The organism is Aequorivita sp. IT1282, assembly GCF_058068205.1.
In genome coordinates this window covers 1-23,947 of record NZ_JBYRHR010000007.1, presented here as the reverse complement: position 1 = coordinate 23,947, position 23,947 = coordinate 1, and the positions used below count along the sequence as shown (strand labels likewise).

Below are 23,947 nucleotides of genomic sequence, written 5' to 3'. Positions count from 1 at the left end.
TATGACAACCCAAGAACTTACAACAAAAATAGAAGAGGCGCTCGACGAAATTAGACCGTTTTTACAAAGTGATGGCGGAGATATTTCGCTCGTTTCTATTGAAGACGGAAAAGTAGTAAATGTACAGTTGGAAGGCGCATGCGTGGGTTGTTCGGTAAATCAAATGACCTTGAAAAGTGGGGTTGAAATGACCATTAAAAAGTATGCTCCACAAATTGAAAAAGTTGTGAGTATTTCCCACCAATGACAACCGTCATTTTTTTGAACCAATTTCTAAATTATTTTTGAACTTAATTAAGAAATAGTCTTTCATGATAAAAACAGATATTCTCATAATCGGTGCGGGACCTACGGGTCTTTTCGCTGTTTTTGAGGCCGGATTACTGAAGTTGAAATGTCATCTAATTGACGCACTTCCACAAGCTGGCGGACAGTGCACAGAAATATATCCTAAAAAACCTATTTACGATATTCCAGGTTTCCCAGAAGTATTGGCGGGCGATTTGGTTAGTAATTTAATGAAACAAATTGAACCGTTTCAGCCTGGTTTCACTTTAGGGGAACGCGCAGATACTATTGAAAAATTAGAGGATGGTACTTTCATAGTTACCACAGATAAAGGTACAAAGCATCACGCGCCAATAGTTGCAATTGCAGGCGGATTGGGAAGTTTTGAGCCACGAAAACCACCTATTTCAAATCTCGCTAATTTCGAAGATAAAGGCGTAGAGTACATTATCCGCGATCCAGAATTGTACCGCGATAAAGATGTGGTTATTTCTGGTGGTGGTGATTCAGCATTGGATTGGAGTATTTTCTTAACAGATGTGGCAAAAAGTGTAACATTGGTTCATCGCAGAAATGAATTCCGTGGCGCGTTGGACAGTGTTGATAAAGTTCAAGAATTAAAAAACCTCGGAAAGATTGAACTGCTAACTCCCGCCGAAGTAATTGGTTTGGTTGGAAATAATGGTTTAGAAGAAGTAGTAATTAAACAAGGTGCTGAGGTTTTTAATAGAGAATGCGATCATTTTATTCCACTTTTCGGATTATCGCCAAAACTCGGTCCAATAGCCGATTGGGGTCTTGAAATTGAGAAAAATGCAATTAAGGTAGATAACACTTTAGACTACCAAACTAACATTCCCGGAATCTATGCCATTGGCGATGTTAACACCTACCCCGGAAAGCTGAAGCTAATTCTTTGCGGTTTTCACGAGGCAACTTTAATGTGCCAAAGTGCTTACCAACGCATTTTCCCTAACAAGCGTTATGTTATGAAATATACCACTGTTGGAGGTGTTGAAGGTTTTGATGGAAGTAAAAAAGAAGCTCCTAAAGCAGTAATTAAGTCGATTAATTAAAATGACTGATATAAAAATTACGATTATTGATCGCGAAGGAGTGAAGCACGATGTCGATGCTCCAACAGATATGAATATGAATCTAATGGAAATAGTTCGTTCGTATGAATTAGCTCCCGAAGGCACAATAGGTATCTGTGGCGGGATGGCAATGTGCGCTTCCTGTCAATGTTATGTTTTGAGCGAACACGAACTTCCCGAAATGAGTTATGACGAAGATTTAATGCTTTCTGAAGCTTATAATGTGAAAGAAAATAGCCGTTTGGGTTGTCAAATTTTTATTAAAGAAGAACTCGACGGTTTAGAAATAGAATTAGCTCCCGAAATTTAGCGAAGTATTTTCAAAACTTTTTCAAATAGCATTTCAACAAACTTTTTATAAGCCACTTCCGAAGGATGTAAGTCATCAGCTGCAACTAAATCTGGGGTATCTATGCCTTTTTGCGTGATTGGTGTAATATTCACAAATTTGACGCCTCTTTCTGAAGTTACTTTTTCTGCGAAAGCATTGTATTTAATTAACTCTGAAGTTATTTTTTCGGCTTTGCCTGATTTCTGTCCAAAGGGCGTATAAGCATAATCTGGAATAGAAAGTACAATCACGTTTTCGTTCTTCCCTTTTGCAAAAGCTATTGCCATATCCAACAGTTTTGGGAATTCTTCTTCGTAAAGTAAAAACGGTTTACCTTGGTATTGGTTGTTTACACCAATTAGCAAAGTAACTAAATCATATTCTTTTGAAGGATTTTCTGCCGCGATTGCCGACACTAAATTTGTTGTAGTCCAGCCCGTTTTTGCAATTATTTTTACGGAAGTTTTTTTCTTTGAAGTATTGTTTAAACTATCGGTCAATTGCTTCGGATAGTTGCAGTCGCCACAAACACTTTCGCCAATAGTGTAGCTATCGCCGAGGGCTAAGTATTTGTAAGTTGTTTCTTCCGAAGAAACTTTCTCTTTTGAAACCCCACATGAAATTGGTAGGAGCGCTAGTAATACTATAAAATTTTTGAAAGTCATCATTTTCGTAATTTCAGTTTATAATAATACGATAAAAGCGTGTACTCAGTTTTATAACCAGTGAAATATTGGCTGTTAAACGTTTATCAAAGAAAAATATTGAGAAAATTTAAAACCACGAATTCACGAATATTTTATAATTCGAGCATTCGTGGTTTTTTAAAGGATGTCCGTCGGTTTATTGAAAAGCGTTCAGCCCAGTAATATCAAGACCAGTTATCAACAAGTGGATGTCGTGTGTGCCTTCATAGGTAATCACACTTTCTAGGTTCATGGAGTGGCGCATAATGCTGTATTCGCCAGTGATACCCATTCCGCCTAGCATTTGTCTTGCTTCACGAGCAATAGTAATCGCCATATCTACATTGTTTCGTTTTGCCATAGAAATCTGTGCGCTTGTTGCGGTTCCTGCATTTCGCATTACGCCTACACGCCAAGCAAGTAATTGTGCTTTGGTGATTTCAGTAATCATCTCAGCAAGTTTTTTCTGCTGTAGTTGGAATTGACCAATCGGTTTTCCAAACTGCATTCTTTCTTTTGAATAACGCAGTGCCGTATCATAACAATCCATTGCGGCACCAATTGCACCCCAAGCAATTCCGTAACGTGCAGAATCTAGGCAGCCGAGCGGCGCACCCAATCCAGATTTATTCGGAAGTAAATTTTCTTTCGGAACTTTTACGTTATCAAATATAAGCTCGCCCGTTGCCGAAGCACGAAGCGACCATTTATTGTGTGTTTCAGGAGTAGAGAAGCCTTCCATGCCACGTTCTACAATTAAACCGTGGATTCTACCTTCTTCGTTTTTAGCCCAAACAACGGCAACTTGTGCAAACGGAGCATTGCTGATCCACATTTTTGCACCGTTTAAAAGATAGTGATCGCCTTTATCTTTAAAGTTGGTGGTCATTCCACTCGGGTTACTTCCGTGGTCGGGTTCTGTAAGTCCGAAACAGCCCATCCATTCGCCAGAAGCAAGTTTTGGTAAATATTTTTTGCGTTGCTCTTCGTTTCCGTATTTATAAATTGGATACATAACCAATGAAGATTGCACAGATGCGGTACTCCTAACGCCACTATCGCCACGTTCTATTTCCTGCATAATTAATCCGTACGAAATTTGGTCAAGGCCAGCACCACCGTATTCTTCGGGAATGTATGGGCCAAAAGCGCCAATTTCAGCAAGACCGCTGATAATTTGTTCTGGAAATTCCGCCTTTTGAGCGTATTCCTCTATAATCGGTGATACGTCGCGCTTTACCCAATCACGGGCAGCTTGGCGTACCAATTTGTGTTCATCGGAAAGTAATTCGTCGAGATTGTAATAATCTGGAGCTTCAAATAAATCTGGTTTCATCTATAAGTAATTTAAAGGAATACAAATGTAGAAATCACAAGCTTAAAGACCTACATTTTAAGGTAAAATTCCTGTACCAGTTTTTTGTAGTCTTCGGTGTAATTATGACGGGAAGTTTCAATGGTGAGATTTTCATTTTTTACAGCAGTTTTTTCAAAGGAAAACTCGAGCATACTTCTTTTTTCTTCGGAAGTATTATTGCCGCGAACTCTGCAAATTCTGTTTGGTAACAAATTTACTTCCGAAGCCATTTTTATAAAACCTTCTTCTTCTTTACGTGGAATAATAACTGCGAAAACCCCTTCGTCTGAAAGTAAAAGTGAAGCACTTTCAATCAATTCATCAAAAGGAAGTGCATCGTTAAAACGTGCCACATCGCGAGATTCGTCGGTTGTTTTGAAATCTTCAGAGTAGAACGGTGGATTGGAAATTATGAGATCGTATTTGTCGTCAATTTCTTCAACAAATTCTTCCAAAGAGGCGTGATAGCAAAAAAGTCGGTCTCCCCACGGCGAATTTTCAAAATTGTCTACACACTGCTCATAAGCGTTTTCGTCAATTTCGATAGCATCCACCATTTCTGCGTGCGATCGTTGTGCAAGTTGAAGTGCAATAATTCCGGTGCCTGCACCAATATCTAAAATGGAATACGGTTTGTTTTTTACAGAAACCCAAGCTCCTAAAAGTACGCCGTCCGTGCCAATTTTCATCGCACAGCGGTCTTGTTCAACGGTAAATTGTTTGAATTTGAAAGGTTTCAAAAGGATTTTAGATTTACGATTGCTGATTGCTGATTTTTGGAATTTGTTTTTTGAAATGTATTTGGAATTTGGTTCTTGAAATTTGGGATTTCAATTCTAAAGGTACATTTCAATCAGTCCATCTGGCACATCCAAAAGTATGGTTTTATTTTCCCGATCCACTTTTTTAATGAAATGGTCAATCATCGGTATTAAAATCTGTTTTCCGTCCCGATCAATTTCGAATAAGGCTTGCGAAGTAGTGTCGTTAACGCCGGTGATTTCGCCAATTTTCCCGAAAGATTCATCTTCAGCAGAAAACCCGATAATTTCGTGATAATAAAATTTGTTGCCAGTGAGTTTTGGAAGAAATTCTAAAGGTAAGTAAAGATGTGCGCCAATAAGTGCGTTTGCTTCATCTTCGTTATTTACATTTTCAAAGCGTACTCTAAGTAGTTCGCTTTTATGTAGCGAACTTTCTTCAATAAAAAATGGAATCAAGTTTTTGCGCTGTTGCACAAAAACCGATTCCATTTCAGTAAAAAGTTCAGGTTCGTCTGTATCTAACTTAATAAGCAGTTCCCCCTTAAAGCTATATTTTCTAACGATTTTGCCCAAGTAGAAGCAATTCTCCTTTTGCATCGTCTTTAGATTTAAGCTTCTTTTTTGTTTTCTTTTGCTTCGTCTGCAGCTTCTTCAATTGCAGATTTAGCAGCTGGAGCTTCTTCAGTTTCAGTTTCAGCAGTTGCTTCAACTACTTCTTCAGTTGTTTCCTCTACTACAGGAGCAGCAGCGGCAGCAGCTTCAGCAGCGCGCTTTTCGTTTACAACTTTTTCAGCAGCAAGAGCTTCAGCTTTCGCCTTTTCTTTTACTTCAGAAAGTGTTGCTTTTTTGTGATCGATTGAACCTGTTTTAGATTCCATCCATTCATTGAATTTTGCTTCAGCTTGTTCTTCTGTTAAAGCACCTTTACGAACACCACCAGCAAGGTGATTTTTCATTAAAGCTCCTTTATAAGAAAGAATCGCACGTGCAGTATCTGTAGGTTGTGCTCCATTTTGAAGCCATTTTACAGCGCTGTCTACGTCAAGATCAATCTGTGCAGGGTTTGTTGTTGGATTGTAAAAGCCTATTTTTTCAAGGTATTTACCATCTCTTTTGCTACGGCCATCGGCAGCGATAATCCAGAAATAAGGTTTCCCTTTTTTTCCGCGTCTTTGTAGTCTGATTTTTACAGGCATGTTTAAATTAATTTTTGGAGTTCTCGACTCCGGTTATAATTAAGGACGGCAAAGATAGTATATTTTCGTTTTGAAATTCAATCAATTAAAGTTTTTCTTTACATTTGTAAGAAATCACTTATACCAACTTTTGCTGATGAAAAACTTTCTTTTTGTACTCGTAGCCATAATGTCGCTGGTTTCTTGCGATGATACACAAACCAATATAGTTGCATTGCAAGCAAAAGTAGACAATAATTTATACATTTCTACAGACGCTCGTGCCGCGGTAAACCCAAATGGTACGGTTACTATTCAGGGTTTTGATCAAGATGAATCTATTACGCTACATATTTCGCGTTTGGGAGAGGGGAATTATACAATTGAAGAAGGTGCCAGAAATTATGCAATCTATGCAGATATGGGCGGGAACCTTTATACTACAGATCCAAATGGAACAGGTATAATTACTATTTCCGAAGTTAACGAAACTAATAAAACACTTACCGGTACTTTTAAATTTAACGCTTTCCTTGCGGGGATAGATACGGTATATGTATCTAAAGGTGTGCTTTATGATGTTCCTTATTCTGGTGTAAATATAGACGATCCCAACAATGCTGGTTCATTTAGTGCTAAAGTTAATGGCAATACATTTATGCCACTTACTGTATCATCACGTAGCACAAATAATGCAATAATTACTTCTGCAAGCTCAGACAATGCCACGCTTATGATTTCGGTACCAATTAATGTGGAACCGGGAGAATATACTTTGCCAAGAGCAGGTTTTACAGCAAGATACCAAGGTGTCGATGGGCTAGAAACAACAGTTGAAGGATTAGTAAAAATTCTTGAACACAATATTCCTGCAACGACTCTCAAAGCTACCTTTTCTTTCGTGACAGATTTGTCTGTAATTACTGAAGGTCAGTTTGATGTGGGATATTAATTTGTTATTCGCTCAATAAATAGCCTTAAAGTTAAATCTTATTAATTTGTGAAACCGTCTTTGGAATTCTCCAAAGGCGGTTTTTTATTGTGAACAACTACTAATAATTTAACTACCCAAAAGGGGTTGATTTTTCTATTTTTACCTTTCCAAAAATGATTCCTACGCGGAGCCGAAATCCGCTGTAAATAATAACAATCAATAAGAAATCCCAATGTATTTAATCTTCGATACAGAAACAACAGGTCTTCCCAAACGCTTTAACGCCCCCGTTAGCGATAGCGATAACTGGCCGCGCTGTATCCAGATTGCTTGGCAATTGCACGATGCTAATGGAAAACTTTTAGAGCATCAAGATTATTTAATTAAACCCGAAGGTTTCAATATACCCTTTGATGCCGAAAAAATTCACGGAATTTCAACAGATTTGGCAATGGCCGAAGGAATTTCCTTAGAAGAAGCTGCTGAAAAATTTCAAACTGCACTTTCAAAAACGAAATTCGTTGTTGGTCAAAATGTAGGTTTCGATTTAAATATAATGGGTGCAGAATTTTTTCGACTGGGAATTGAAAATCCGCTGCCCAATCTTCAAGTTTTGGATACCTGTACAGAAACTACTGCTCAACTTTGCCAAATTCCTGGTGGTCGTGGCGGCAAGTTTAAATTGCCAACGTTAACCGAGCTGCACGAGTATCTTTTCAGCCAACCTTTTGCCGAAGCGCACAACGCAACTGCAGATGTTGAAGCAACTACGCGTTGTTTTTTCGAATTAGTTCGTCGTCAAATTTTCACAAAAGAGGAGTTAGACGTACAGCCAGAATATTTCGAAAATTTTTCTGAAGAAAACCCCAAAACTATTGAGTTAATTGGGATAGAGCATATAAACCTGAAAAAAGCTTCTGAAAATATCAGAAAGCAAATCTTGGCCGCTTCGGAAACGGAACAGATTTCTTCAGAAGAAATAAAAGAAAATATTGCAACTCTTGAAGAAGCAAAATTTGTGCATCTTCACAACCATTCGCAATTTTCTATTTTGCAATCTACTTCCAGCACTTTAGATTTAGTGAATGCCGCTGTCGAAAATAATATGTCTGCGATATCATTGACTGATACGGGAAATATGATGGGTGCATTTCATTTTGTCCAGGCCGTGAGCAATTACAATAAAACGCTCGCAGATTTACCTAAAAATGATGAAGATGAACAGCCTCCAAAACCACTAAAAGCAATTGTAGGTTGCGAATTTTTTGTTTGCGAAGACCATCTCAATAAATCACATAAAGACAATGGTTACCAAATTGTATTGCTTGCCAAAAACAAAAATGGCTATCATAATTTGGCAAAAATGGCATCTATTGCCTACACAGAAGGGTTTTATTACGTACCGCGAATTGATAAAAATATAGTCGAAAAGTACAAAGAAGATATCATTGTTTTAACTGGAAGTCTTTACGGAGAAGTACCCGGGAAAATTTTAAATCTTGGCGAAAACCAAGCAGAGGAAGCGCTACTTTGGTGGAAAGACCAGTTTGGAGATGACCTTTATGTGGAAATTATGCGCCATGATCAAGAAGATGAAAAGCGTGTAAATAGTGTCTTGATTGATATGGCGAAGCGCAACAACGTAAAACTGGTTGCCTGTAACAATACCTATTATATAAAGAAAGAAGACGCCAACGCCCACGATATTTTACTTTGTGTTAAGGATGGCGAAAAGCAAGCAACGCCAATAGGTCGCGGCCGAGGTTACAGATACGGTTTGCCGAATCAAGAATATTATTTCAAGGGACAGGACGAAATGAAGTTGCTGTTTAAAGATCTTCCTGAAGCGATTTTGAACATTGAGGAAGTGGTTGCCAAAGTAGTGCCCTACAGTTTGCATCGCGATGTTTTGCTTCCTAATTTCGGAATTCCAGAAGAATTTTTAGATCCTGAAGATATTGATGGTGGCAAACGCGGGGAGAATGCATTTTTGCGCTATTTAACTTATGAAGGCGCAAAAAGACGCTACCCAGAATTAATTGAAGTTTCCTATGAAGCGCTCACTGATGCCGAAATTCCCGAAGGTGCATCTCAGCGCGTAAAGGAAATAAAACAACGATTAGACTTTGAGTTGAATGTAATTGCAAAAACAGGCTATCCTGGCTACTTTTTGATTGTACAGGATTTTATTGCCGAAGCTCGAAAAATGGACGTTTCCGTTGGTCCGGGCCGTGGTTCGGCGGCTGGTAGTGCGGTGGCCTATTGCTTAGGAATCACGAATATTTGCCCCATAAAGTACGATCTGCTTTTTGAGCGTTTCCTAAATCCGGATCGTGTGAGTATGCCCGATATCGATATTGATTTTGATGACGAAGGGCGAAGCAGGGTAATGGATTACGTAATTAATAAATACGGAAGCAACCAAGTAGCGCAGATTATTACCTACGGAACAATGGCGGCAAAATCGTCTATTCGCGATACGGCAAGAGTTTTGGATTTGCCTTTGAATGAAGCCGATAGAATTTCGAAGCTTATTCCGAATATGACCAAACTGAACAAAATTTTCGGTTTGACTCCTGCGGAATTGCGAAGCCGTTTCCGAAGTGATGAGCTGCCGAAAGTGAATGAACTTTTAAATCTTTCGGAAGGAGATGATCTTGAAGCGCAAACTATAAACCAAGCAAAAATTCTGGAAGGTTCCGTTCGGAATACCGGAATTCACGCCTGTGGTGTAATTATTACCCCCAGCGATATTACAGATTTCGTGCCTGTTGCTACGGCAAAGGACTCCGATTTATACGTTACACAATTCGATAACTCGGTAGTGGAAAGTGCGGGTCTTTTAAAAATGGACTTTTTGGGGTTGAAAACATTAACCCTTATAAAAGACACGGTAAAACTTGTAAAGCACAAACACGATATTGATCTAGATCCGGATGCTTTTCCGCTGGATGATGAACTAACCTACGAGCTTTTCCAAAGAGGAGATACAGTAGGGATTTTTCAGTATGAATCTGCAGGAATGCAGAAATATATGAAGGAATTAAAGCCCACGGTTTTTGCAGATTTAATTGCAATGAACGCGCTGTACCGTCCGGGTCCGATGGAATATATTCCAAGTTTCGTGCGTAGAAAACACGGCGAAGAAGAGATTGAATATGACCTTCCGGCGATGGAAGAATATTTAGATGAAACCTACGGAATTACAGTCTATCAAGAGCAAGTGATGCTTCTGTCGCAAAAACTTGCTGGCTTTACAAAAGGTGAAGCCGATGTTTTGCGAAAAGCGATGGGTAAAAAACAAAAATCGGTGCTCGATAAAATGAAGCCGCAATTTGTTGCTCAAGCTGCAGAAAAAGGCCACGACGCAGAAAAGCTCGAAAAAATTTGGAAAGACTGGGAAGCATTTGCGAGTTATGCCTTTAATAAATCGCACTCTACTTGCTACGCTTGGATTGCGTACCAAACAGCTTATTTAAAAGCGCATTATCCAGCAGAATATATGGCTGCGGTACTGAGCAATAATATGAGCGACATAAAACAAGTTACCTTTTTTATGGACGAATGTAAGCGGATGGGCCTTACTGTTTTGGGCCCAGACGTGAACGAATCTTTTCACAAGTTTACGGTAAACGATCAAGGTGCTATACGTTTTGGGATGGGCGCTGTAAAAGGGGTTGGTAGTAGTGCGGTGGCAACAATAGTGGAACATAGAAAAGACGGTAAATACAAATCGGTTTTTGACTTGTCTAAGCGAATCGATCTGCGATCTGCAAATAAAAAGGCTTTTGAAAACTTAGCTTTGGCTGGTGGTTTCGACAGCTTCGATACGCATCGCGCGCAATATTTGCACGACGATGGCGATGGAATAATGTTTATTGAAAAAGTACTTCGTTATGCCGCAAAATATCAAGAAACGCAGAACTCTTCGCAAGTAAGTCTTTTTGGAGACGCTAGTGACGTGCAGATTCCCGAGCCAGAAGTTCCACCTTGTGAAGAATGGGGCACGATGAAGAAGCTGAAACAGGAACGAGAAGTAGTTGGTGTATATATTTCGGGACATCCGCTGGACGATTTCAGAATAGAGATGGACAGTTTCACCAATTGCAAAGTTTCAGATTTCAACAATCTTGAAAAATTTCTCAATAAAGAAATGTGTTTTGGTGGTGTTGTGAGCGATGTACAGCACCGAGAATCAAAAGCTGGAAAAGGTTGGGCTATTTTTACCGTTGAAGATTATGAAGACAGTTACGACTTCAAAATTTTCGGGGAAGAATATCTAAAGTGGCGCCATTTCTTAGTTCCAAACAGTTTTATATACGGCCGTGTTTTTGTGAAAGAAGGTTGGACAAATCGCGATACCGGTAAAAAAGGTGAACCGCGACTTCAGTATAATAGCTTCTTATTATTGCACGATGTGATGGAAATTCACGGAAAAAAATTGACGCTTACATTTCCTTTAAATTCTTTAGAAGATGGTAAAATAAATGCGCTGAAAGATCTCGTAAAAACGCATAAAGGTGAAAAGCAATTGTTTTTTGTGGTATATGAAAACGAGGAAAAAATTCATCTTACGATGCCCAGCAAAAAACATAAAATAAATATTTCGAAGGAATTACTAGACGAGCTGGACAGGGAACAATTGAGTTATAAGTTGAATTAATGAGTGGCTAATAATGTTAAAGGTGCAATAAATGTGAATAAAAAGTATTGATAGAAATAAACAATACCTACATTTCCTAAACATATATTAACCCCGTAAGTTTTAGTAAAAAATATGACTACTTTTGTGAAATCATTAAAAAAACATAGATTATGGCATTAGAAATAACAGACGCAACATTTGAAGAAACGGTTTTAAAAAGTGACAAGCCGGTATTGGTTGACTTTTGGGCAGCCTGGTGCGGACCTTGCCGAATGGTAGGACCGATTATTGAAGAAATAGGAAAAGAATACGACGGCAGAGCCGTGGTAGGTAAAGTAGACGTAGATGCAAATCAAGAGTTTGCCGCAAAATATGGTGTACGTAACATTCCAACCGTTTTGGTTTTCCAAAATGGCGAAGTAGTGGGCCGCCAAGTAGGTGTTGCTCCTAAAAATGTTTACGCTGAAGCAATTGATTCGCTTTTGTAAAAATATTTGAAAAAGAAAAATTAAAAACAAAAAGGCTTGGCGTATTGCTAGGCCTTTTTCTATATTAGTAAAATGTCTGGTCAGACGTGTTATGCTGAGCGCAGTCGAAGCACAGTCGAGACCTTTTGCTTTAAAATAATTGCTTAAAACCCACGCGACTGTGCACGCGGGAACAGACCAAGATTATGATAAAAACAAATAAAGTACAGGATAAAATTGACGATAAATTACTAGAGGAACGCAAAGTTTTCCTTTGGGGAATGGTAGACGACAAAAGCGCGCGCCACGTGGTAGACAGATTGATGTATTTAGACGCAATTAGCCACGACGAAATTAAATTTTATATTAATAGTCCAGGAGGCTACGTTACTTCAGGGTTTTCAATTTACGATACGATTAAAGAAATAAAGAGTCCTGTTTCTACAATCTGTACTGGCCTAGCAGCCTCTATGGGAAGTATTTTGCTTTCTGCTGGTGAGAAGGGTAAACGCTTTATTCAGCCGCACGCTCGAGTGATGATTCACCAACCAAGTGGAGGTGCAAGAGGCGTTGCAAGCGATATTGAAATAACTGCTCAAGAAATTTTGAAAACAAAAGAAATTAGTGCTCGAATCTTAGCGGAAAATACGGGACAATCTTTCGAAAAAATAATGAAAGATTTTAACCGTGACCATTGGATGGGCGCTGAAGAATCTGTAGCATACGGCATCGTAGATAAGATTTCAAAATAGAAGTTATGAAAAGCGTTTCACTTGCTTTTGTAATTGCAGCTAGCCTCTTAGTAGGATGCAAAAACGGCGAAAAGAACGAAACAACTTTAGAGGAAACTATAGAAAATGTTGATTCAACTGTTGTAGATGCGCATAATTCAGAAAATTCATTGGATTGGGCTGGTGTTTATGAAGGCACTACGCCCTGTGCAGACTGCGAAGGCATTAAAATAGTTTTGGAACTTAAAGCTGACAACACTTATACGTTATCACAAGCCTATTTAAGCAAGGTTGAGGGGCAAAATATGTTCCAGCTGTCCGGAAATTTTTCATGGGATGAAACAGGCTCTAAAGTGCTATTGCAGTCTGAAAACGATACTTTTCAATACAAGGTTGGTGAAAACCAATTGTGGATGCTGGATAAATCTGGAAATGTAATTTCTGGTGATATGGCAGATTTGTATATTCTTAAAAAGACACTATAATAATTTCAGCTTTTGAACATAGAAAATGAAATAAATGAAATTACAGGTTTCAAAAACCTCGAGCTACTTGCAAAACAAGTGGTGGAAGGCTTTATTTCTGGGCTTCATAAAAGTCCGTTTCATGGTTTTTCGGCTGAATTTGCCGAGCATAAAATCTACAATAGTGGTGAAAGTACAAAGCATATAGATTGGAAGCTTTTCGCAAAAACCGATAAACTATATACCAAACGCTACGAAGAGGAAACAAATTTACGCTGCCATATAATTATAGATAACAGCAGTTCGATGCATTACCCAAAGTTGAAGCAATTCAATATAAATTCCTTAAACAAAATAGGTTTTTCTGTATTGGCGTCCGCAGCCATTATGAATTTAATGAGACGCCAGCGCGATGCGGTAGGAATGAGTATTTACAGTGACGAATATGAATTTTATGCTTCAGAAAAGGGCAGTGAGCGTCATCACCAGATGTTACTTCAAAAGTTGAACGAAGCTTTGCTTTCTTCAAAAGAGAAAACAGAAACTAAAACCTACGAGCATCTTCATTTAATTGCTGAAAAGTTGAAACGGCGTTCGTTGGTTTTCCTTTTTACGGATATGCTTCAAAGTGATGCAGAGGCGGAAAAGCTTTTTGAAGCGCTTCAACATTTAAATTACAACAAACACGAAGTAATACTTTTCCACACATTTGATAAAAAAAGGGAAGTATCTTTCGATTTTAGCAATCGTCCAAAACGATTTGTAGATGTTGAAACAGGCGAACATGTTAATCTTTATGCAGACAATATTAAGGAGCAATATGCCGAAGCAGTGCAAAATTACTTCACAGAATTGCAATTGCGATGTGCCCAATACCGAATTAAGTACGTTCTGACCGATATTAATGAGAGTTTCAATAAGATTTTGACTACGTATCTAGTGGAGCGTCAGAAGTTTGGATAATTTTTTATATTTTTTAAAAAAATAGTTTGTGAAAATGAAATGGAGTGGTATATTTGCCACCGCTTAATACAGCAAGGAACTTGTTCTAAAATGTATTGGTAACAATTTTTCACTTTGCCCAACTGTTGTTGGGGTTTGCCGAAAGGTAGATTGAAAAACTTGGTCTGGTAGTTCAGTTGGTTAGAATACCTGCCTGTCACGCAGGGGGTCGCGAGTTCGAGTCTCGTCCAGACCGCTTAAACACCCGAGAAGTCGGGTGTCTCATCCAAACAGAGATGAGATTCCTGCCTCCGCAGGAATGAAGATGTTGTGTTGAGTCACTTAAAGGTGGCTTGTGGTTTAGAAATAGACCGATGAGAAGCTTATCCTAAAGGATGGGCTTTTTTTGTTTTTGGAAATATCTACTTTTATTCCTAATTCAAAAAGCGGAGTAAGCTAGGTCAGAAGTTGCCCAGCTATTTGCCAATACCACATAGGAATAAGCCCTACTTTCATCATATTTGAAAGATAAGGCTAAGTTACAGAAGTGAAATACTAACTAAATTTCTCAGGCATACATCCTCAAAACTTCCACTAGATCCGGAATAGACTGAATTTTCAGCTTTTCAAACACACGATTTTTATACGTGCTTATAGTTGAGGAGTGGAGATTTAATCGGTTAGAAAGCTCCTTTAAAGGTAGGCCTTCCACTAATTTGTTAGCAATTTCAAGTTCTCTATTAGACAAGGTCTCTAGAGGCGAAGAAGTCGGCTGTTTGTTTAATGAGCTTGATAGAATAGAATCCTTTACTTCTTCACTCATAAATCGTCCTTTCTGAAGCATTGCAGTAAGAGCGTCATCTATTTTCTCTTTAGATGAAAGTTTATTCAAGAATCCATCAGCACCCATTTTTAGGTAACGTAGGGCGTAAAGATTTTCATCTTGAGAGGAAAAAATAAGAATTTTTAATTCCGGTTGCTTGAGTTTAATAAAGTCAATTGCCTGCTGTAAGGTACCATTGGGCATGTTAACGTCTAAAATTGCAAGGTCAAAATTTTCGCGAGAGATGAGAGATGAGAGCGATTTGTAGTCGTCTACCTCTGATAAGTGAGCGTGTGGCCGGAGCTGCTTTATAATTTGCACCAGCCCCATTCGCACTATACCATGATCATCCGCAACTAAGATGCGAGTGTTCGTGTGCATAATATTTTATTTTTCGATTAGGGGCAGGATCATAGAAATTTTGGTACCCACATTTTCAGTGGAATCAATTTCTACTTTTCCATGCATCAAGTATACGAAATTTTTTGCAATCTTCAAACTTAATCCTGCACCTATTTCTTTTTCAGTACCTTGAAAGACTGGACTTTGGAAAGTGAATAGCAATTCTTGAGTGGATTGGGCCATTCCCAAGCCTTGATCGATTATAGATAAAATAACAGTATTATTCACTTCGATAGCTTCGAAATAAATATCGCTTTGTGAATGTGAATACTTAATGGCATTGTTTAAAAATTTCTTTAACACAAAGAAAATCAGTAAGTTATCATTTTCAAAAGCCAAGCTTTCATTTCCTTTAAATTGAAAATCGATTTTCTTATTGCTCAGTTTTACTTCAAATTCATTACGAAGCTGGATAAACAAATCCAGCACAAATATTTGTGATTTCTTAAGTTCAAAATCATTTAATTGAGTTTTAACCCATTCATTTGTATCAGTTACGGTTTGAAGATTTTTTTTAGCATCTTGCTTTGATCGGGCTAATAGCTTAAAAAAGTCGTCTTTGCTTATCGTTTCATTTTCCACTGCTTCAATTAACCATAACAAACTGCCAAAAAACTCTTTAAAATCGTGAGTAATCAATGAAATCCACCCCGTTTTTAATTCATCCTGTTCTTGTAATCTTCCGATTTCCGCAGTGAGTTTTTTATTTTCCGTCTTCATTTAATTAAATATTCTTTAAATTCTATTCCTTAACTTTTTCGTTCATATCAAAATGTGTCAACAATTTTATTAATTTCCTCCACCAATCATCTGTACTCCCAACCATTTTGAAAGCATGTTGCCCAAGGTTTGTTTTAACAGCGGCTTGGTAAGAAAATCAGTCATTCCCGCATCAAGGCATTTTTCTTTTTCGCCGGGAAGACTACCAGCGGTCAAGGCAATTATTGGTACTTCCACATGCGTTTCAGAAGCTCTAATTTTTCGGGTGGCATCTAATCCGTTAAGTATAGGCATTTGCACATCCATAAAAACAATATCTGGCTGTTCTTGCATATATTTTGTTACCGCTTCCTCTCCATTTAATGCCTCAATAATTATGACATTTGGAATAAGATCTTGTAGATAGAGCCTTGTTAAGTGCATATTTACCTCATTATCTTCCGCCACTAAAATCTTTAAATCGGTAATGGTGGATGCCGAAACTACTTCATTGGGAATGGAAGTTTTCGCTGTCGAAAGATTTTTGAGCCCTGATAACATCTGGTACATCTGTTTCATTCGGATTGGTTTTACAAGCCTACTTTCAATTTCTAACTCATCGCAAGCCGTTTGAAGTTGGTCGTCATCAGAAGAGCTATACAGCACGATAAAAGGCTGCTCGTGGGTTTCGGAAGGTTTTAGTCCCTTTATTTTCCGAATGGTTTCAATGCCATCCATTATAGGCATGTGGTAATCCATAATTATCACATCAAATTCAGGGTTGTCTAGCATAACTAGTAAAGCTTTTAAGCCGCTATCTGCCTCTTCCACTTTAATGTCCTTAATTTCTAGCATGCGTCGCAGGATTTTTCTGTTGTTTTCATTGTCATCAACAATTAGCACTTTTTTTATTTCCTGCAATCCATTTTCTAATTCTTCAGTTTCTACTTTAAAGTCAAGATCGAAGAAGAAATCACTTCCTTTTCCTTGTTCGCTTTCTAATTGCAGCTTGCTGTTTGCCAATGCCAATAATTTATTCGAAATAGACAATCCCAGTCCTGTTCCGCCATAGCGTTTGGTAATGCTTCCGTCTTCTTGCGAAAATGCGTTGAAAATTTCTACCTGTTTGTCTTTGTGAATCCCTATTCCTGTATCGCTAACACCAAAACGAAGGCGCATTTTTCCGTTACCGTAGTCTTCTAAAATTGTTGCGTATAGTTTAATTTCACCTTGCTCCGTGAATTTTAAGGCGTTACCTAATAAATTCACCAAAATTTGTTTTAGGCGCATTGCGTCTGCCCAGATAAACCTTGGAATTTCGTGATCAATATCCATCAACATTTCCAAGCCTTTTTTATTTATTCCGTAGGAAACAATATTGAATGCTTCTGAAACTACTTCCTCAACTTCAATTCGGTCAATCGCCAACTTCATCTGGTTGCTTTCCATTTTGGAAAAATCGAGGATATCGTTTATAATACTGTAAAGAGATACGCCAGACTGGTTTATAATATTTAAATATTGCTTCTGGGTTTCGTCTAAGTTTGTTGCTAGTGCGAGTTCTGTAAAACCAATAATCCCATTTAATGGCGTGCGAATTTCATGACTCATATTTGCCACAAACTCAGACTTGGCTTTAAATGCTTCTTCGGCTTCAATCTTGGCCTGCTTTAGTTCGTTACTCAATTTTTTCCGCTCCGTGATGTCAAGAACATTCGTTATAATTTGTTGTTTTCCTGTCGAATTTTCATCCAGCGTACTCATAAAGTACCAAACGGCCTTTTCGCCAGATTTTTTATTGATCGACAATTCACCCGAAACCTTTCCAAATTCCTGAACGGCGGCTAAGTATTCATTTATTTCATCGTGTCTTTCAGGATCTATTAGATGATAAAGGGTGGCATTTTGCATTTCTTCCTTAGAATATCCAGTAGCGTTCAATCCCGCTTGATTCACATCTATGAAATTACCTTTTAAGTCGTGAATACTTAATATGCCTTGTACGTTATCGAATAAATTGTGGAATTTCTGTTCGCTCTTTTTGATTAGTGCTTCCCTTTCAACAAATTCCGTAACATCACGACCAATTACGAATATCAGCCCTGTTTCAACTTCAGGAGTGCAAGTCCATTCTATCCACTTGATTCCTTTGTTTTTAGTATTATACCTGTTTGTGAAATTAACAACCGATCTACCTCTAATAAGCTTCTGCATCACGAGTGTAGTTGCTTTCACGTCATCTTCGTGAATGAAATTAATAAAAGGAGTATCCATGAATTCTTCACTGGTCCATCCTAAGGTATTAGAAAATGCGGGATTAAGCTTAACGAAACTACCTTCAAAAGTGCAAATTCCAATTAAATCATTAGAGAGTTGAAATAAATTATCGTGTTTTTCTAATCGAAGTTCTTTTCCTTTACTTACTAACCATCTTTTTATCTGCTGAACAGATTTTTGCAAGAATTCATTTTCGAAATCTGTTAGAACTCTTTCCTTGTTATCAAAGATGTTCAGGCTTCCCAAAACGGTTCCCTTAGATTCTAAAACGGGAAGAGATTCATAAAACTTTACTTCAAATTTTTCTATGGTATGAGGCGCCAGATTAAATTCTGTGTTTTTCTTATTTTTCTCTAAGTTATTTTTTTGTGCAGAACTAAGTGGCCATATTTTTTCGATGGAATCATCGCTGCTTGCAACTACAAAAGATTCGTCTTCATCAAATAAGGTGATAGTGCATGTTGCCATGTCCATCATTTTTGAAACTGAAAAAATTACAAAATCAAACACATCTACGTAGCGCTTGTTGAGTACGTTAAGTTTTATAATTGATTGATCTTGTTCTGGATTTTCTTTTGGATTAATTACTGTCATCTTCTTGATTTATTAATTTGGGGGCTTACCCTTAAAGGGCGGTGAAACTGTAAATAACGTTAATAGTGTAGGTATTTCTTTCTTTAGAAACTAACGTTTGTGCTGCTGTGGGTGATATGGTGTATTTAATATTTAAATTTCTATCTAATACGGGAGTTCCGTTGGTAATAATTTTTTGTGAAGTTGTAGATAAAGCTACTTGCGACATACCATCTACACCAACCTGCAATATATTTGAAGGCACATCAGACTGTACGCCCGCTTTTTTAAAGAACGCCGCATCTGTTTTAACATTGAGTTCGTACGTCTCGTTATTAGAAATCTTTAACTGATTGGCAACGGTTTTTGTTTGTCCATTTTGGTAATGTGATGCCGTATTGAACATAAAATTTACCTCGTTCCCAGAAGTAGGCATTATAATTTCGGAAAGCGGCGCCACATTAATAGTATAATCTAAATTGTGAATTGCAGAGGTCGTGTTATCAGTGCTTTTTGCATTCAGATTTAATTGAAATTTATAGGTCCCAGCCTCAAAAAAGTATGCCTTAAAATCGTCTTTGGATATTAAGGTTTTTAGCTGAAAACTATTTCTATTACCGGTTGTAACGGTAAAGTTATTTCCCGGAGTAAAATCCTGATAGCTTGACGTAAGTGATAATGAAGTGATTTTGGGATCGCTCCCTCCTAATTTTACTAAAGAAACATTTCGTGTGCCTTGTACTCCTTTTGAAGATGTAAACTGAATTGTGGCAGAAGAACTTTTGGCATTCAATTTATAATTAACAGTATTGCCAAGAGTAAAACTGCCCAAACTAGTTTCTACTTGTGCAGCTGCCAGTCTGTAATTATCAAGAGATGTAATTGATTGCGTAATAGAGGTGCCAGCTGTTATCCATTTAATTGCTTTAGGAACTGAAATTAGTACATTAAAAGCAGAGGGAGTGAAACCGTTATTGGAGTTTTGATTAACTTCCAATTTATAATCTCCTGAATAGAAAGCATTGCTTGAAAAAGCTGTGGCTGGCATTTTAAAAGCAAAAACTACATTGCCACTAGGCGCCCAGGTTGAATTATGTGGATAATACCACGCTTGTGCACTTTGCGTAAAAGATAAAAAACCAGGCATATAATCTTTACTAGGATTAAAAAGCGGGAAATCATTACCAATTTTATAAAGTTGCCAGAGTAGTAAATTACTTGATAACGAGGCTCCAGCATTAGTATTGTAAAAAACAGAACTACTAATGGCATTAAACGTAGGGTCTCCACTAAATTTCCAACCATTTGAAATCATTACCGTTAATTGTTTTGAAACTTCTCTACGGGCAAAAATATCATCAGATGGCAGCGTAAAAATAACATCCTGTGCTTTCATTACAAATGTACTTCCCAATAAAAGAAAACATAAAAAAATGTAGCTTATTAATTTCATCCTTTTTTCCGTTTTAAAATTTCTTCACCTTTATTTCTGTATTCTTCTTTTTGAATTCAAAAGTTAAGGTTTTTGGAAGCGATTCGTTCTCAAGATTAACCTTTTGCGAAGCATTTAAATAATCGTACTTATTGTTTTGAATATAAATTTCGAAAGCACCATTATCTAAATAAAATTCGAATGTATCGTTTTGATCTACTACCGTACTTATAACTTGGCCATTACTATCTTTAGCATAAACTACAACACCCCGCACCGAGGTGGCTAGCTTATCGTATTGCTGTATAACTTCAACTAATTTTCCAACTACTTTATTCTTTTTCACCAAACCAACTTTCAATTTAATATTGCTATCTACAATAATAATTGGGTCGGCAGCCATTCGTAAGCCAGCAGATTCATTAACTCTTAAAGTATATTTTCCTTTAGGTACATTAGAAAAGCGAACTTTACCTTTTGAATCTGTTATAGCTACAAAACCATCTAATTGAACTGTTTCGCTTGCTAAAGGGACTTCATCTGAATCTAAAACTCCATTAAAATTTTTATCGTGAAATAATTGTAAGTTAATATTATGATTGCCTATAGCAGTCGCTTTTATAAAATATTTTTTAATACCTACTCTCAACTGATAATTATCTCCCCTAAACCCAGAATTCATTGTTGAATTATATTGGGTGTAATTAACATAGCTTGTTGCAGACCAACTTCTTGAGAATTTATATTCTACAGTTCCATTGATTGTTTTATTTGTGTTGCTGTAAAGTTCGGAAAAATTAATTCCTGCCGCAATTGCGCCTGTCAAGGTATTGTTTATAGTCTGAAAATTGTAGGAAGCGTAACCACTATAATTGATAAAATTCTCGCTGTTTGCTTCAAAATTATTTAAGTCTGTTATAGTACTAGGATTAATTTGGGCAGAACCATTAAGTGAAAAGCTTCCATATCTATATGAAAGATTAGCTTTTAAGCTATGAAACCATTGATTGTTTAAGGGAGTAGAATATGAATATTCCGATGAAAGATTAATCCCGTGTCCACGAAAGGTTGTTCCAACACTAGTGTGAAAACGATATGAAAGTAATGCGTGAGCAAACAAATTACTTGTACTTTTTTGTTTCTCTATTTGTGGCGAGATTGTAAAATTCCAGTTGGAAAGTGCAAATTGAGTTCCTGTTTTTACAGATTGTGTGCTATAAAAATAATACGGATAATACCTTGGGTTAATACTATATTCAGATTCTTGATAACTTAAATATTCTGGCTGCGATTGGGTATTTTGATATTGTAAAAACAAGCGTCCAAAATTAGCAACTCTATATCCTAGATTCTGTGTGAAGTTTAAAGAACCCCGATTGAATCCCGCATAATTTCTACTACCTACGTCGTTTAAAGAATTAAATTCCCAATTACCAAATTTGGTTTGATAATTTATACTAGCTCTTACTCCTATATTTTCGTCATTATTTATTAGACCTTTTTCATGACTTAGCCCCGTTTCTACTCTAAAGTTATGAATTGAATCTAATGCAAATGAACTAGCAAAGTTTGCAACCTGAGTATCTATCTCTAATCGCGGATTATGGGCAAAAACATAAGAAACTTTGCCGTTAAAACCTTTTGTACTTACAAAGCTGTATTTAGCCCCGGCTAATTTTGAACCCTCATTCTCGGGAAAATAAGTACCGTATAAATTATAATTATTCTCTAATGCAAAACCTTCCACAGATTTATTTTCTCCGAAGTTGGTATTAATCAACACCCCTCTTCCCGACACAGAGTAATCGTAATCATTCGCATTAACATTACCTATTCGGTACAAAGAATTTTTTTTCTCCAACTCAAACCAAGTATCGTTAATATTGTATTGGTTTTCAGAAAGATAATAATCTGCTGCTAAATTGAAAGTTGCTTGCGTATCGCTGCCTAATGCAAATGTGGAGTTCGCTTTTAACTGTGAATATTGAAGTCCACTACTTTGTTCATTATAGCCTAATTCAACAAAATTTTTACCCATTTCCGCTCCCGGTCCCCGTGTTAACTGGCGATTGTTAGATAAGATGATTAATTTTAAATAGGTATTCCCTACTTTTTCATTGTCAATTAAATCTGTAGCTCTTACATTAATATTATAATCGGGATAAAAATTACCTTGAGGTCGTAATGCTACTTGAAATTCAACCAATCTTTTTTCTTGTCCTTCTAAGGAAAGTATAATTTCTCTAGGTTTTATTATCAAACCATCTGGCTCCGCTTGAAAAGTAAGTTTTATTGAGCGCTGAGAAAACCCTCTATTCTCAACATATAATGATAGTGTTGATTCTGTTTGCGAAGGATCAATATAGTTTTCGCGTGTGAAGGAATATAATGCGATATGTTTCTCTTCATTTCTATCTATAAAAAACGAAGCCTCTAAATTTTCTGTTTTACCTTCAGTCGTGCAAGACAGTTGATAGTTTATTTTTTGCGATTTTATTTTCATAAAATCTGTATTAACTAAAAATTTGATAGGCAATCTTTTTTGCTCACCACTTGATAGTATATAAGTACCTTTTGGAGAAAGAAGCAATCCTGGATAGATTTCTTTTGGCGCTATATTTTCAATAGTTATTTCTTTATTGCTATTATTTTTTAGAACAATAAAATTGATAAAACTGTTTCCCTGTTTAACCGAAAGAGAATCTGATTCAAAATAGAAATCTAGTTTGTTTACTTGCTGTCCGTAACTATTGAAAACACCAAGAAGCGCAAGCACCAAAAGTGGCATTGTGTTTTTTAATGTAGGTAACGTTATGCGGATTGGGAATATCAATTTATTAATTTAAAACTCGAAGTCTTTCTCTCCGACTCGCAGGTCGTTAATACCGGCCATTTTTACAATAGTAACTCCAAGATAATTACCTGACAGGCCTTCGGGCAATTGAAATTTTACAACTTGTTTAGCGCCAGGAAGCATGGAGATATTAATTGGCTCCAATTTAATTTCCTCGCCCGTATTAGTATTTGTAAACTCCAGTTCTACAGTAGCATCATTTATTAGATTGCCATCATTTAAAATACCAATAGCCACTTTTTGAAGATTCGTTTTGTCATCAGTTTCATCTTCAAAATTCACAATGTCTAAGCTCTGTTTTTCATTGCCTTCTGGCGTATGATAAACGTGTATACCAAATTCAAATAAAGTAATAATACCAATACCCGTTTGCTGAGCGGCTTTATCTTGTTGCTTACCAATTTGAGTAAAGAATAGCATGCTATTTGTAACTACCGAAGTTGAACCGTTTTTAGGTATCTCCATAGTAACTACAACATCCTTGGTCATCTTTGCAGGAATACTTATAGATGATTCTGACGTAGAGATCCAAAATGCATTTGAGTTTTCTATACTTCCAGCGTTAAAATAAATTTTATTACCATTCTCTTCTCTTTTCCAATCCTTGGTATTTATATTAAATACGTATTCAGCATCAGAACTATTGCTAATAGTAATGGTTTGACTTACAACTGCTCCAGGCTCACCAGTAAAAAAAAGTCTTGTTGGCGACATTGATATACCTTGACCAAACGCAGAAAGACCGAAGCAAGTAGAAACTATTAATACTAGAAAATAAAGCCAGGAGGTATGCATAGTAGGTTGTATGGGTTTAGAATTAAAAAAGATTCCCAAAATTACGTTAAAAAAGTAACTTAGGGAATCTTTAAGAGTTAAAACCGAAGTTTATAGAGCAGTTGCAGTATAAATTACATCTTGTGTATATGCAGCAGCTGGTTTTCCTAAGATATCTGTTGATGATGATTTAGCTGCAGGAATTTTGTAGTTTAAATCAAGTGTCAATGCG

20 protein-coding genes and 1 tRNA gene are annotated in these 23,947 nt (G+C 37.0%); 10 read left to right on the top strand and 11 right to left on the bottom strand.

Features of this window, described 5'->3' with window-relative positions:
- Position 1: 1 nt before the first annotated feature.
- The 3 genes from AC3RVG_RS14885 (at position 2) to AC3RVG_RS14875 (ending at position 1,695) form a co-directional block, all read left to right on the top strand.
- A complete protein-coding gene (locus AC3RVG_RS14885) occupies positions 2–247 on the top strand; it encodes a NifU family protein (protein WP_489692269.1) in 246 nt (81 codons plus the stop codon).
- Between the two features lie 64 nt (positions 248–311).
- Complete coding sequence (locus tag AC3RVG_RS14880) at positions 312–1,364, top strand: NAD(P)/FAD-dependent oxidoreductase (protein ID WP_489692268.1); 1,053 nt, start codon at positions 312–314, stop codon at positions 1,362–1,364.
- 1 nt (position 1,365) lies between these two features.
- Positions 1,366–1,695, top strand: a complete 330-nt coding sequence (locus AC3RVG_RS14875) for a 2Fe-2S iron-sulfur cluster-binding family protein (RefSeq protein ID WP_489692267.1) — start codon at positions 1,366–1,368, stop codon at positions 1,693–1,695.
- Here the strand turns inward: AC3RVG_RS14875 and AC3RVG_RS14870 are convergent.
- The 5 genes from AC3RVG_RS14870 to AC3RVG_RS14850 all read right to left on the bottom strand — a co-directional run bounded on the left by AC3RVG_RS14870 (position 1,692) and on the right by AC3RVG_RS14850 (position 5,719).
- Entirely contained in the window at positions 1,692–2,384 is a 693-nt protein-coding gene (locus AC3RVG_RS14870) for an SGNH/GDSL hydrolase family protein (RefSeq protein ID WP_489692266.1), read from the bottom strand. The two genes, AC3RVG_RS14875 and AC3RVG_RS14870, sit on opposite strands and share 4 nt — an antisense overlap.
- Positions 2,385–2,559: 175 nt before the next feature.
- A complete protein-coding gene (locus AC3RVG_RS14865) occupies positions 2,560–3,738 on the bottom strand; it encodes an acyl-CoA dehydrogenase family protein (protein WP_489692265.1) in 1,179 nt (392 codons plus the stop codon).
- Positions 3,739–3,788: 50 nt separating this feature from the next.
- The gene (locus tag AC3RVG_RS14860) at positions 3,789–4,499 is read right to left on the bottom strand and encodes a tRNA1(Val) (adenine(37)-N6)-methyltransferase (RefSeq protein WP_489692264.1); all 711 of its coding nucleotides are present in this window, start codon (positions 4,497–4,499) and stop codon (positions 3,789–3,791) included.
- 96 nt (positions 4,500–4,595) lie between these two features.
- Positions 4,596–5,120, bottom strand: coding sequence for a ribosome maturation factor RimM (rimM, locus tag AC3RVG_RS14855; protein WP_489692263.1), 525 nt, complete (start codon positions 5,118–5,120; stop codon positions 4,596–4,598).
- An 11-nt stretch (positions 5,121–5,131) separates the two neighbouring features.
- On the bottom strand, positions 5,132–5,719 hold the full coding sequence (locus AC3RVG_RS14850) for a 30S ribosomal protein S16 (RefSeq protein ID WP_489692262.1): 588 nt from the start codon (positions 5,717–5,719) through the stop codon (positions 5,132–5,134).
- Positions 5,720–5,855: 136 nt separating this feature from the next.
- Between AC3RVG_RS14850 and AC3RVG_RS14845 the strand changes: the two genes are divergently transcribed.
- The 7 genes from AC3RVG_RS14845 (at position 5,856) to AC3RVG_RS14815 (ending at position 14,137) form a co-directional block, all read left to right on the top strand.
- Positions 5,856–6,650 carry a DUF6252 domain-containing protein gene (locus AC3RVG_RS14845; RefSeq protein WP_489692261.1) on the top strand — a complete coding sequence of 265 codons (795 nt, stop codon included), beginning with the start codon at positions 5,856–5,858 and terminating at the stop codon, positions 6,648–6,650.
- A gap of 214 nt (positions 6,651–6,864) precedes the next feature.
- Positions 6,865–11,295, top strand: a complete 4,431-nt coding sequence (dnaE, locus tag AC3RVG_RS14840; RefSeq protein ID WP_489692260.1) for a DNA polymerase III subunit alpha — start codon at positions 6,865–6,867, stop codon at positions 11,293–11,295.
- 152 nt (positions 11,296–11,447) lie between these two features.
- Complete coding sequence (gene trxA, locus AC3RVG_RS14835) at positions 11,448–11,765, top strand: thioredoxin (protein WP_111879009.1); 318 nt, start codon at positions 11,448–11,450, stop codon at positions 11,763–11,765.
- 185 nt (positions 11,766–11,950) lie between these two features.
- On the top strand, positions 11,951–12,496 hold the full coding sequence (locus AC3RVG_RS14830) for a ClpP family protease (RefSeq protein ID WP_489692259.1): 546 nt from the start codon (positions 11,951–11,953) through the stop codon (positions 12,494–12,496).
- Between the two features lie 5 nt (positions 12,497–12,501).
- Positions 12,502–12,960, top strand: coding sequence for a copper resistance protein NlpE (locus tag AC3RVG_RS14825; protein ID WP_489692258.1), 459 nt, complete (start codon positions 12,502–12,504; stop codon positions 12,958–12,960).
- A gap of 12 nt (positions 12,961–12,972) precedes the next feature.
- A complete protein-coding gene (locus tag AC3RVG_RS14820) occupies positions 12,973–13,902 on the top strand; it encodes a DUF58 domain-containing protein (RefSeq protein ID WP_489692257.1) in 930 nt (309 codons plus the stop codon).
- A gap of 161 nt (positions 13,903–14,063) precedes the next feature.
- Positions 14,064–14,137, top strand: a tRNA-Asp gene (locus AC3RVG_RS14815).
- A 312-nt stretch (positions 14,138–14,449) separates the two neighbouring features.
- Here AC3RVG_RS14815 and AC3RVG_RS14810 read toward each other — a convergent pair.
- From AC3RVG_RS14810 to AC3RVG_RS14785, 6 genes are all read right to left on the bottom strand, one after another.
- Entirely contained in the window at positions 14,450–15,085 is a 636-nt protein-coding gene (locus AC3RVG_RS14810; RefSeq protein WP_489692256.1) for a response regulator transcription factor, read from the bottom strand.
- Between the two features lie 6 nt (positions 15,086–15,091).
- Positions 15,092–15,826, bottom strand: a complete 735-nt coding sequence (locus AC3RVG_RS14805) for a sensor histidine kinase (RefSeq protein WP_489692255.1) — start codon at positions 15,824–15,826, stop codon at positions 15,092–15,094.
- Between the two features lie 69 nt (positions 15,827–15,895).
- Positions 15,896–18,676 (bottom strand): response regulator, encoded by a 2,781-nt coding sequence (locus AC3RVG_RS14800; protein ID WP_489692254.1) that lies wholly within the window; start codon positions 18,674–18,676, stop codon positions 15,896–15,898.
- 31 nt (positions 18,677–18,707) lie between these two features.
- Positions 18,708–20,108, bottom strand: a complete 1,401-nt coding sequence (locus AC3RVG_RS14795; RefSeq protein ID WP_489692253.1) for a hypothetical protein — start codon at positions 20,106–20,108, stop codon at positions 18,708–18,710.
- A gap of 13 nt (positions 20,109–20,121) precedes the next feature.
- The gene (locus tag AC3RVG_RS14790; RefSeq protein ID WP_489692252.1) at positions 20,122–22,920 is read right to left on the bottom strand and encodes a hypothetical protein; all 2,799 of its coding nucleotides are present in this window, start codon (positions 22,918–22,920) and stop codon (positions 20,122–20,124) included.
- A 9-nt stretch (positions 22,921–22,929) separates the two neighbouring features.
- On the bottom strand, positions 22,930–23,736 hold the full coding sequence (locus AC3RVG_RS14785; RefSeq protein ID WP_489692251.1) for a motile sperm domain-containing protein: 807 nt from the start codon (positions 23,734–23,736) through the stop codon (positions 22,930–22,932).
- Between the last annotated feature and the right edge of the window lie 211 nt (positions 23,737–23,947).